Annotated in this window: 11 protein-coding genes; 5 read left to right on the top strand and 6 right to left on the bottom strand. The window is 62.1% G+C overall.

All coding sequences use genetic code 11. The features are described from left to right. The 5 genes from rpsB to ABJF10_RS24315 all read left to right on the top strand — a co-directional run. On the top strand, positions 1–710 hold a 710-nt coding region (gene rpsB / locus ABJF10_RS24335), incomplete at its 5' end, for a 30S ribosomal protein S2 (protein ID WP_348547221.1). An 87-nt stretch (positions 711–797) separates the two neighbouring features. Beyond that, positions 798–1,646 carry a translation elongation factor Ts gene (tsf, locus tag ABJF10_RS24330; protein ID WP_348547220.1) on the top strand — a complete coding sequence of 283 codons (849 nt, stop codon included), beginning with the start codon at positions 798–800 and terminating at the stop codon, positions 1,644–1,646. Between the two features lie 113 nt (positions 1,647–1,759). After that, positions 1,760–3,427 carry a CHASE3 domain-containing protein gene (locus tag ABJF10_RS24325; protein WP_348547219.1) on the top strand — a complete coding sequence of 556 codons (1,668 nt, stop codon included), beginning with the start codon at positions 1,760–1,762 and terminating at the stop codon, positions 3,425–3,427. After that, entirely contained in the window at positions 3,424–3,870 is a 447-nt protein-coding gene (locus ABJF10_RS24320; protein WP_348547218.1) for a response regulator, read from the top strand. The genes ABJF10_RS24325 and ABJF10_RS24320 overlap by 4 nt, the downstream gene beginning before the upstream one ends. Before the next feature lie 3 nt (positions 3,871–3,873). Then, a complete protein-coding gene (locus ABJF10_RS24315) occupies positions 3,874–5,460 on the top strand; it encodes a response regulator (RefSeq protein WP_348547217.1) in 1,587 nt (528 codons plus the stop codon). Between the two features lie 11 nt (positions 5,461–5,471). Here the strand turns inward: ABJF10_RS24315 and lpxK are convergent, their stop codons facing one another. The 6 genes from lpxK to ABJF10_RS24285 all read right to left on the bottom strand — a co-directional run bounded on the left by lpxK (position 5,472) and on the right by ABJF10_RS24285 (position 11,056). Further along, positions 5,472–6,668, bottom strand: a complete 1,197-nt coding sequence (lpxK, locus tag ABJF10_RS24310) for a tetraacyldisaccharide 4'-kinase (protein ID WP_348547216.1) — start codon at positions 6,666–6,668, stop codon at positions 5,472–5,474. Between the two features lie 3 nt (positions 6,669–6,671). After that, positions 6,672–7,514, bottom strand: coding sequence for a homoserine kinase (gene thrB / locus ABJF10_RS24305; RefSeq protein WP_348547215.1), 843 nt, complete (start codon positions 7,512–7,514; stop codon positions 6,672–6,674). 123 nt (positions 7,515–7,637) lie between these two features. Further along, complete coding sequence (locus tag ABJF10_RS24300) at positions 7,638–7,886, bottom strand: KH domain-containing protein (RefSeq protein ID WP_348547214.1); 249 nt, start codon at positions 7,884–7,886, stop codon at positions 7,638–7,640. A 21-nt stretch (positions 7,887–7,907) separates the two neighbouring features. Continuing rightward, on the bottom strand, positions 7,908–8,165 hold the full coding sequence (gene rpsP / locus ABJF10_RS24295) for a 30S ribosomal protein S16 (RefSeq protein WP_348547213.1): 258 nt from the start codon (positions 8,163–8,165) through the stop codon (positions 7,908–7,910). A gap of 45 nt (positions 8,166–8,210) precedes the next feature. After that, positions 8,211–9,542, bottom strand: coding sequence for a signal recognition particle protein (ffh, locus tag ABJF10_RS24290; RefSeq protein WP_348547212.1), 1,332 nt, complete (start codon positions 9,540–9,542; stop codon positions 8,211–8,213). A gap of 104 nt (positions 9,543–9,646) precedes the next feature. Next, positions 9,647–11,056 carry a polysaccharide deacetylase family protein gene (locus tag ABJF10_RS24285; RefSeq protein WP_348547211.1) on the bottom strand — a complete coding sequence of 470 codons (1,410 nt, stop codon included), beginning with the start codon at positions 11,054–11,056 and terminating at the stop codon, positions 9,647–9,649. Between the last annotated feature and the right edge of the window lie 124 nt (positions 11,057–11,180).

The following is an 11,180-nucleotide window of genomic DNA, read 5'->3' as shown; positions in this document are numbered from 1 at the left end:
TGACGGAACTTCTCGAGGCTGGTGTCCACTTTGGTCACCAGACCAAACGCTGGAATCCGAAGATGAAGCCGTTCATTTTCGAGAAGCGCAACGCCATCTACATCATCAACCTCGGCAAGACCGTCGAGCAGTTGACCGAGGCGACCGATTTCCTGAGCAGCGTCGCGGCCCGCAATGGCAAGGTCCTCTTCGTCGGCTGCAAGAAGCAGGCGCAGGAAGCGATCAAGGAAGCCGCCATCGCAAGCGGTCAATTTTACGTCAACCAGCGCTGGCTCGGTGGCACGCTGACCAATCTCGCCACCATCCGCAAGAGCATCGCCCGGATGAAGTATATCGAGAATCTCGAGAAGCAGCCCGAGTACCCCAAGATGGGCAAGCAGGAGATCGCCGCCGTCAAGCGCGAGGGCGAGAAGCTCAAGCGCAATCTCGAGGGCATCCGCGACATGGAGAAGCATCCCGACGCGATCGTCATCATCGACACCACGCGCGAGGCCATCGCCGTCGCCGAGGCCAAGCGCCTGAAGATCCCCACCGTGGCCATCGTCGACACCAATGCCGACCCGGAGCTCATCAGCTTTCCGATCGCCGGCAATGATGACGCCATCCGCGCCATCCGCATCGTCCTGCAAAAGCTGGTCGACGCCATGGTTTCCGCGCAGACCGGCCGCACCCGGAAGGACCAGGAAGCACTCGCCGGCGTCAGCGAGTAATCCGCCCTCACCAACCCCCTTTGGAGAGACGAGGGCCCCGAGCTCTCGTCTCTTCGTCTTTTCAAACCTAGCCATCCCACCATCCCTATGAGCACTGCCACTGTTATTGATGCCCAACTCGTCAAGACCCTCCGCGAAAAAACCAACGCGGGCTTGATGGAATGCAAGAAAGCCCTCTCCGAGACCAACGGCGACATCGAAGCCGCCGTTGACGTGCTGCGCAAGAAGGGCACGATCAAGGCTGGCGAAAAATCCGACCGCGAAGCCAAGGAAGGCGTCATCGCGCAAGCGATCCTGCCCGGCGCCAAGGTCGGCGTCCTCGTCGAGGTCAACTGCGAGACTGATTTCGTCGCCAAGAACGACAGCTTCAAGGCCTTCACCGATGAAGTTGCGAAGAAGATCGCCCTCGATCCCAACGCCAACGTCGAAGCGGACCGCATCGAAGCGTTCCAACGGCTGAAGGAAAACCTCGTCGTCCGCCGCAGCGAGCGCGTGGAAGTGACCGGCCACGGCGCCGTCGCCGCCTACATTCACACCGGCGGCAAAGTCGGCGTGCTGGTGGAAGTCGGCGCGAACAAGGACGAGACGACCACGACCGAGGCCTTCAAGCAACTCGTGCGCGACATCACGTTGCAGATCGCCGCGGCCCACCCGATCAGCGTCGACCGTACTTCGGTGCCCGCCGCCACGGTGGAGCGCGAGCGCGCCATCTACGTCGAGCAGGTGCCGCCCGGCAAACCGGCGAACATCGTCGAAAACATCGTCAAGGGTAAGCTCGACAAGTTCTTCAGCACCGTTTGCCTCATCGACCAGGCGTTCATCAAGAACCCTGACCAGACGATCAGCCAGCTCGTGGCCGAGAAGAGCAAGGAGCTGGGCGACCAGCTCGTGATTCGCCGCTTCCTGCGCTATTCGGTGGGCGAACAGATCGCCTAACCGGCATCGGCAACCGTTTCCTTATCCGGGCGCAGGTCGAAAGGCCTGCGCCCGATTTCTTTTCCGGCGCTTGATGCGGTCGGGGCCGGCGCGTTACACGATTCAACAACGACATGAAGGCTCGCCGCGTCACTATTCTGCGCAAGGGGTTGCTCGTGATCGCGTTGCCGCTCATTTACCAGGCCCTCTTCATCGGCCTGCTCCTCAAGCGCCAATCCGATCTCAGCACCGCCCAGGGTTGGGCCATGCACACGAAGGACGTGATCGAGAAGACGGAATACATCTTCCGCCTGCTCGTCTCCACGCAGAGTGACCTGCGCGGTTACCTGCTCACCGGGAAAGACGCCTTCACCGAGGAGATGGACCGGGATGAAGTACTGCTCGCCCGGCAATTCGACGAGCTGAAGATCATGATCAAGGACAACCCGAGCCAGGAGGCGCGCTTCCAAGAGGTCCTCGAGAGCGCGCAGGCGAGGCTGGAGTATCAACATCTGGTTCGGGAAATGATGCGGAAGGAAGGGACGGCGCACGCCCAGGAAGAGGTCAAGAACCTGAAAGGGAAGGATCTAATGGATGGTCTGCGCACGGACGTCGAAAGCTTTCGGAACGAGGAAGAGCGGCTCGACGCTGCGCGCATCGAGACTTTGCAGCACTCTACCATTACACAGAATTTGCTGCTCGTGGGCGGCTTGATCATCAATGTCGGGATCGGCGCGCTGGCCGCGATGATGTTCAGCCGCGAGATCGCCAGCCGCATTAAGGTGGTGACCCAAAACACCCGCCGCATCACCAATGGCGAGACGCTCCCACCGCTCGTGCCAGGTTCCGATGAGATCCGCGAACTCGATGAGCAATTCCACCTCCTTGCCGACAACCTCAAGAGCGCACGCCTGCGGGAGCGGGTCTACCAGGAAGCGCTCGAGCGCCGGGCGACCGAACTGACCCGCGCGAATACCGATCTCGGGCAGAAGAACCAGGAGATCGAAATGTTCGTCTACAGTGTCTCGCACGACCTGCGCTCGCCTTTGGTGAATCTGCAAGGCTTCAGCCGCGAACTGGGCTATGCGCGGGAGGATTTGCAGAAGCTGCTCAATGGCGCGTTGACTGCCGCAGACCGCCAGCGCGCCATGGGCCTTGCCGAACGGGACATGAACGAGTCGATCCATTTCATCCAGACTGCGGTCACGCGGCTCTCGAGCATCATCGACGCGCTGCTGCGCCTCTCTCGCGCCGGTCGGGTCGAATATCATCCGGTGAGGGTCGACTTGAAACCCGTCATTCACCGCATCGTCGAGGCCATGCAGGGGACCATCGCCCAGCGGGGCGCGGAGATCGCCGTGAAGGAGCTACCTCCCGTTTGGGCCGATCCCACGGCCATCGAGCAGATCTTCGCGAATCTCATCGGAAATGCCGTCAACTACCTCGATGCCCAGCGCCCGGGCAAGATCGAGATCGGCAGTGTCGAGCGCGAGGTGGAGGGGATCGAGAAGCCGCAGACTTACTTCGTCCGGGACAATGGCCTCGGCATCGCCGAGCGCTATCTGCCCAAGGTCTTCGCCATCTTTCAACGGCTCCACGGCAATGTGGCCACTGGCGAGGGGGTGGGCCTGGCCTTGGTGCGGAAGGTCGTGGAACGGCATGGCGGGAAGGTTTGGGTCGAATCCACCGAAGGGGTGGGCTCGACTTTCTTTGTCGCCTTTCCCGCCGAAGCGCAGCTTTCTCCTCTGCCGGAGGTTGCTCCGCGCAAAGAACGGCTTAACGTACCAGTCCCCAATAAATGACCACTCAACCAGTCACCATCCTGCTCGCGGAAGACGACGACGGCCACGCCCAGCTCGTGCAACGCAACCTCGAACGCGCCGGCTTGCTCAACGGCTTCCTGCGGGTCCGCGACGGACAGGAACTCCTTGATTGTCTCGCCAGCCGTGGCGATTCGCATCAGCAGACTCTCGACGAGGCCCTGGTCATCCTGCTCGATATCAACATGCCGCGCATCGATGGCGTGGAGGCCCTGCGCCAGATCAAGGCCAACCCGGCCACCCACCGTATCCCGGTGATTATGCTCACCACCACGGATGACCCGCGCGAGATCGACCGCTGTTACGAATTAGGCTGCAATGTCTACATCACCAAGCCCGTCGAGTACGACGGCTTCATCGATGCCATCCGTCGGCTGGGCCTTTTCCTGCAAATCGTCCAGCGCCCGCGCAATGGCAGTTCTTAAACGATGAACGATTCCGGGCAGCGTGGCACTATCCTCGTCCTGGAGGATGATCCGGGTATCGGCAGGCTCCAGCGTTTGCAGTTGGAGCGGGCGGGCTACCACGTGGAGTTGACGACCAACACCACCGACGCCCGCACCCGCCTCAGCGCGCACCGCATTGACCTGCTGCTCCTGGACTACCAGCTTTCCGAGCCGACCAACGGCCTGGAGTTCTATCGCCAATTACAAGAGGAAAGTCGGGAAGTGCCGGCCATCCTCGTGACCGGCTATGGGGATGAGACGCGCATCATCGAAGCCATGCGGGCGGGTGTGCGCGACTTCATTCCCAAGACGCCGAACTTCATCGACCTCGTCGCCCCGACCGTCGAGCGGGTGATGAAGCAGGTGCAGGCGGAGCGGCTGCTGCTCGAGGCGGAGGCGGCCAGCCGGGCGAAGGACCACTTTATCGCCACGCTTAGCCACGAGCTCCGCACCCCGCTCACGCCGGTGCTCGCGCTGGTCTCCGCCTTCCAGCGTGATACACGCCTGCCGCAGGACGTGCAGGAGGACATGGCGACCATTTTCCGCAATATCGAGCTCGAGGCCCGGCTCATCGACGACATGCTGGACATCACCCGTATTGCGAAGGGCAAGCTGGAGTTGCAGTTCGAGTCGATCGATATCCGCCCGATCATCGAGCATGCGATCAAGACGTGCTGCTCGCACGAAGCGGCGGAGAAGATGATCGTCTGCCATGAAAAACTCGACGCCACCGAGCATGTGGCGCGGGTCGATGCCGCCCGCCTCACCCAAGTGTTTTGGAACGTGCTCAAGAACGCCATCAAGTTCACGCCGGTGGGTGGGCAGATCTTCGTGCGCACGAGGCGTGAAGAGGCGAATGGCAACCCCTCGCTCGTCGTGGAGGTCGAGGATACCGGCATCGGGATTCCGCCGCAGATGTTGCCGCGGGTTTTCGGCGCCTTTCAGCAGGGCGACCGCTCGATCACGCAGCAATTCGGCGGCCTCGGCCTCGGCCTGGCCATCAGCAAAGCGATCATGGAAGCGCATGGCGGCACCATCGCTGCCGCCAGTCTAGGGTCCGATCTCGGCTCCACTTTCACCGTCCGGCTGCCGCTCACCCAAGCCGCCACCGCGGCGGTCGTGGTGGAGCCAGCGACCGGCGGGCGAGCGGATGCGCCCCGTATTTCCGATTCCATGCATGCGCATCTGCTGCTCGTCGAAGATCATCCGGATACCGCTCACGTGATGGCCCGCATGTTGCGCCGCGCGGGCTTCCACGTTACGGCCGCCAGCAATCTCGCCCAAGCCATCGCGGAGGCCGAAGCCGCGCGCAAGACCGTGGACGACAACGGGCGCACGCGCCCCATTCGGTTGGTGATCAGCGACCTCGGCCTGCCCGACGGGTCGGGTTTCGATCTCATGCGCAAGCTGCGCGCGGACCATCGGCTGCGCGGCGTCGCGCTGAGCGGCTTTGGGATGGAGGACGACGTGCGCCGCGCGGAGGAGGCCGGTTTTTCGCGGCATCTCACCAAGCCGATTGATTTCGACCTGCTCCTCACCACGATCCGCGAGTTGCTCGCCGCGGAATAGAGCCTTCTCGATCAGGCGAAGAACCGCTCCGGTGCGAGCAGCTTTTGCGGTGCACAAAGCCGCTCGACCAGTCCCTCCCAGCCCTCGTGCCCGCTGAGGATCTCGATCTCGACGCGCAGGTAGTAGACCGGCGTTTCCAGCCCGGCGAACTTGGGCGGAAACCGCACGCTGTCCTTTTCCGTGGTGACGATGAACTCCAGGTCGCGCCGCGAGCAGCGCGAGGCGAACTCCTGCAATTCGCGATCGGTGAACCGGTGATGATCCGCAAAACTCTTGGTGATCTCCAGATTGGCGCCGAGCGCCACGAGGCTTTGCTCGAAGCTCTCGGGCCGGGCGATCCCCGAGATGGCCGCGATGTATTTGCCGTTCAGGTATTCGAGGGGCTTCCGGTCGTCGGGGTCGTAGAGATTGCGCAGGTAGAGCGGTTGGTGCCGGCACTCCACGATCTCGGCGGTGCGATTGTATTCGCGAATGCGTTCGATCAGTTCCGCGTTCCCGCGCTTCGGCGTTTTCGTGATGAAGATGTAGCTGGCCCGCCGCAGGTTTTCCGGTGGCTCGCGCAAGGTGCCACGCGGCAGCAGGTATTCATTGCCGAAGGGCGCTTGCGCATCGATGAGGCAGATTTCCAGCCGGTGCTTGAGATGCAGATATTGCATTCCATCGTCGAGGATAAGCGTGTCGCATTTCATCTCGCGAATGGCATGCATGGCGGCGCGGACCCGGTCCTTGTCCACCAGCACGATGACGTTGCCGAGGCTCTTCGCGAGCATGAACGGCTCGTCGCCGGCAAACCGGCTGTCGAGCAGCAGGCGCTGTCCATCATGCACGATGCGTGGTTTGCGGCGCTCCAGCCCCAGCCACTTGCGCTGGAGCCGGCGGAAGAGCGGCGGCTTCTTGCTCTTGTAGCCGCGGCTGAGAATCGCCACGCGGCGCCCGTGGTCCTGCAAAGTGCGCGCGAACTTTTCCACCACCGGGGTCTTGCCCGTGCCGCCCACCGTGAGATTGCCGATGGAGATGACGAGACAGGCTGGATGATGCGAGCGCAGGAGACGATGCCGAAAAAGCCAGAGCCGCGTCTGCACCCCGCCGGTAAACAGCCAGCTCAGCCAGTAGAGAAACCAGCGCAGGGCGAGCGCGCGCTTGCCGTAGCGACGCTCTAGGATGACGTCGATGGCAAACTCTTCAAACGCTTCCAGCCAGCGGCGCATGGCCTATTTCCCGGCGCGCACGCCGGTATTGTCGGCCGTGGTGACGATCGTGCGCGCGTTTGGCGAAGCCGCCGCCGCGAGCATCGCTGCGGCCACGGTTTCCGGGCTCTCCAGCGTGACACAGCAAATCGTGGAGCCGCTGCCACTCAGGAATCCGCCGAGCGCTCCCGCGCTCTCACCTGCGGCGATCACTTTGCTGAGGAAGGGGATCAACTCTTTTTCCCGGAACGGCTGGTGCAATTGATCGACGAACGCGCCGCGCAAGAGCCCGTAGTTCTTCGTCGCGAAAGCCGCGGTGATCCGGCAGGCGTTGGCGCAGCTTTGGGCGGCGGCAAGGCGATCGAGTTGCGCGGGCAGGACCTTTCGCGCGGCCGGCGTGGAGATTTCAAAGTCGGGAATGAGGAGGACGAAGCGCAGTTCTGACGCGACTTCAAACCGGGCGACCTCCGCGCCGCCCGCGACGGTAAAACCGCCAAAGGCTGCCGGGGCGGCATTGTCCGGATGCCCCTCAAGCTCCGCACAGATCCGAAAAAGGACATCGGCGGAGAGCGGCCTCCCGGCCAATGCATTCAATCCGTGCAACAAGCCCAGGCGCACCGTGACGCTGCTCCCGAGCCCGCGCGACCGGGGCACATCGCCGGTAATCTTCCACGAGAAGGGCGATCGATTGAGTTCGGCACTCGTAAAGAACTTTTCGGCGACGGCGGATACCATCGCGTCCGTGGGCAGCGCCCCGCCGCGCGCGACGGTGACGTGATTGTAAATCTGCAAGGCGACGCCCAGGCAGTCATAACCGGGGCCGAGATTGGCAGTGGTTGCAGGAACGCGGATGGTTGCTTCGTTCATCGAGAGCCCCGAGTTTCACGGCGCTGGGGGTTGCCGGTCAAGTGATTGCCAAGCCCTGGCAGCAGAACCTCTCCTCTGCGTCTCCGCGTCTCCGCGGTTCAAACAGCCCACCGCCCCGCGATCCTACTCCACGATTTCCAACTGCGCCTTCTCGCCGGGCCGCGCGGCGCTGGCGGCCAGCAGATTGCGAATGGCCACGATCGTCTGGCCGTGTTTGCCGATGACTTTGCCCACATCGGTCTGCCGCACCTTGAGATGAAACGTCGTGCGCTTCCCGCTGGTCTGTTTGGTCAGCACCATTTCCTCGGGATAATCAATGAGCAGTGGCAGCACATGCTCAAGGAACTCCTGCATGGCTTGCAGGCTGTCCACGACGTTTAAGAAAAGCGGGGCTTAGGCCGCCGCGGTTTCCTTCTTGCGCGCCTTCTTGATGATGCTGCGCACGGTGTCGGACGGCTGGGCGCCGTTCTTGATCCAGTAATCGATACGGGAGAGATCGACGTTGGCGTTTTCGCCAGTCTTCTTCGGGTCGTAGTTGCCCACGAGCTCGATGAATTTGCCATCACGCGGGCTGCGCTGATCGGCGACGACGACTTTGTAGTAAGGATTGTTGAGGCTGCCTTCGCGACGAAGGCGGATGCTGACGGACATGGCTATGTGGTTTCTTGGTGGGTGATTGAGTTGATTTAAAAGCTGCTATTTCAAGCCGAAGCGGGAAGCCGCACCGGGGCGCGACATCATCTGCTTCATCTTGCCCATGTTCTTCATCATCTTGCGCATCTGGCCAAACTTCTGAAGAAGATCGTTCACTTCGGTGACGGAAACGCCGCTGCCGCGGGCGATCCGCTGGCGGCGGCGGGCATTCAAAATGTCCGGTTTGGTTCGCTCGGCCAGCGTCATCGAAAGCACTATCGCTTCGACCCGCTTCATCTGTTTTTCGTCAACCGAAAAGTCCTTAAGGTTACCCATCCCGGGCAGCATGCCAAGGATATTTTCCAAGGGCCCCAGCTTCTTGATCATCTTGAACTGGGAAAGGAAGTCGTTCAGGTCGAAGGAAGCGGTGCGCATCTTCTCCTCCATGCGCTTCGCTTCTTCCTCGTCGATGGCCTCGGCCGCCTTCTCCACCAGGCCGACGATGTCGCCCATGCCGAGGATGCGCCCGGCCAGCCGATCAGGGTAAAATGGCTCGAATTGGTCGAGTTTTTCGCCAATACCGGCGAATTTGATGGGCCGCTGGGTCACTTCGCGCATCGAAAGCGCCGCGCCGCCGCGAGCGTCGCCATCGAGCTTGGTGAGGACCAAGCCGGTGATATCGAGGGCCTCGTGAAAGTGGGTGGCCACGCTCACGGCCTGCTGGCCGGTGGCGGCATCGGCCACGAGGAGGACTTCCTGGGGCTGCAAGAACGCGCGCAAAGCCTTGATTTCGGCGATCAGCACCTCGTCGATTTCCTGGCGGCCGGCGGTGTCGTAAATCTGCACGTTGCCCGGCTGTTCCTTCGCCCATTCGACGGCCATCTTGCCGACTTTCAGCACATCCTTTTCGCCAGGAGGCGGGGTGAAGACCGGCACCCCGACTTGCTTGGCGAGGGTGGCGAGCTGTTCGATGGCCGCCGGCCGGTGCAAATCGCAGGCGATGAGCAACGGCGCACGTCCCTGCTTTTTCAGCCAGGCGGCGAGCTTGGCGGAGGAAGTCGTCTTGCCCGCGCCGTTCAAGCCGACCATGAGGATGCGCGCCGGCTTGTCGAGATTCAGCGGGGTATTGTCACCCCCGAGCAGGGCGGTGAGCTCATCGTGGAAAATCTTGACGATCTGCTGGCCGGGCGCGACGCCGCGCAGCACTTCCTCGCCGAGGGCTTTGTCCTTGACCCGCGCGATAAATCCCTTGGCGACGTTGAAGTCGACATCCGCCTCGAGCAACGCCATCCGCACCGCGCGCATGGCGTCGGTGACATTCGTCTCCGTGATCTTCCCATGACCACGCAGGTCCTTGAAGACGTCCTGGAGCTTATCGGCGAGAAGGGAAAACATGGTTGGCGGGCGGGCAGACTAGCTTGGATTCGGCGCTTGTCGAGGGACCGGTCGGACGGCCATTGGCCCGACCCGGTTCAGCGACCGACGCGTCGAGCCGCCGACTACTTCTTCTTCGGGGTCGCCGCCGGAATCGGCGCAACCGGGGTGGCCTTCGGCGGCAGGGCGGACGCGTCCGTGGCCGGGCCGGTCGAGGGTCCAGCGGTGGAGTCGTATTTGAAGTTCCATTTCGTCTCCAGCCGCTTGCCCTTCGACTTGGCGGAAATGAAGACCGTGTATTCGGGTTCGCGCAGCTTCTGGGTCATCTGATACTGGGCCGTCTTGGTGGCTGGATCGTACTTCACGGCCACAGGGCCGAAACCGCTGATGCGCATCTCGACGGAGCCCGGGTCGATATCGCCGAGCGTGGCGAGGTTCGCCTTGATGAGCGGCTTCGGGTCGCCAATCGTCTCGCCATCCATCGGCTTCGTGACCATCGAGACAGCCGCGAGCTGCGTGTAAGCGGGCTCGGAAGGGCCCGTGGAGACCGTGCTCTGGCCGCCGCCGATCATCTTCATCGCGTCCTCGAAGATCTTGGGCTTGCTCGCCTCGACCGCGTAGCGGCCGAGCAATTCTTTCTGCGAACTGGGATGGAGCTGCTGGCCGTAGACGGTAAACGCCGCCTCGTAGCCCGCTTCCTTGACGATCTCCACCGCTTTTGGACTCCAGACACCGAAGGGGTAGGCGAAGACGTTGCACTTGATGCCGAGCTGTTTCTCCAGCACCTGCTTCGACTCGATGATCTCTTTGCGCATCCAGCCATCCACGCCCAGCGCCGCGACGTCTTGCTTGATGAGCGCCTTGGCCTTGGCGTCGACGTTGCCGCCGGGCACTTTCAGGCTCGAGTGAGAATAGGTATGGGATTCGATGTCGACGCCCGCATCGCGCATTTCGGCGAGCTGGTCCCACGACATCGATTTGCCGCCGGTGCCGACGTAGTTGATGTAAATGAAGAGGGTGAAGGGGTAGTTGTATTTCTTCAGGATCGGCCACGCGTTGGTGTAGGCGGAGACCCAGCCGTCATCGATGGTGATGATGCAGCTCTTGTTGGGGATGCTCTTTTCGCCACGGCGCCAGGCGAGGAAATCCTGCATGGGAATGACGCTGAAGCCGTTGGTCTTGATGGCCTCCATTTCTTTCTCAAACTCCGCGATCGGGAGGGTCAGCGCTTTCGAGCCTTTCTCGTCGATGTTGTGATAACAGAGCGCGATCACCGCGGCATTCTTGTTCACCGCGGCAGTATCCGTGTTCTTCGATCCCGCCGACGCAGGCGACTTGGATGAAGGAGTGGTGCCGGATGGCGTTTCGTCCGGTGCCGGTGTCGCCGGGGCGTCCGCCGCCACGGGCGCCGGCGCTGGCGTCGCGGCGACAACGACCTCCTTCTTTTTCAAGAAGGGGACTTTGGCGCGAATTTTGTCGCAACCGGTGAAGGCCAGGGTGGCGACGAGAAGAAGCAGGGCGAATTTCCGAGTCATAAAGAGCGAGTCCATGCAGAAGGCCGGTAAGGATACACGTTGAAATACATGAGAAAAGCGCGAACCGCTGCTAGCCCGGATATTTCACGCTTTGAAATTCTCGCGTCGGCAGCGCCGCGCGATG

The sequence above is a fragment of the Chthoniobacter sp. genome (genome assembly GCF_040003245.1).
Classification (GTDB): domain Bacteria; phylum Verrucomicrobiota; class Verrucomicrobiia; order Chthoniobacterales; family Chthoniobacteraceae; genus Chthoniobacter.
This window is presented reverse-complemented; position numbering and strand designations above follow the sequence as displayed.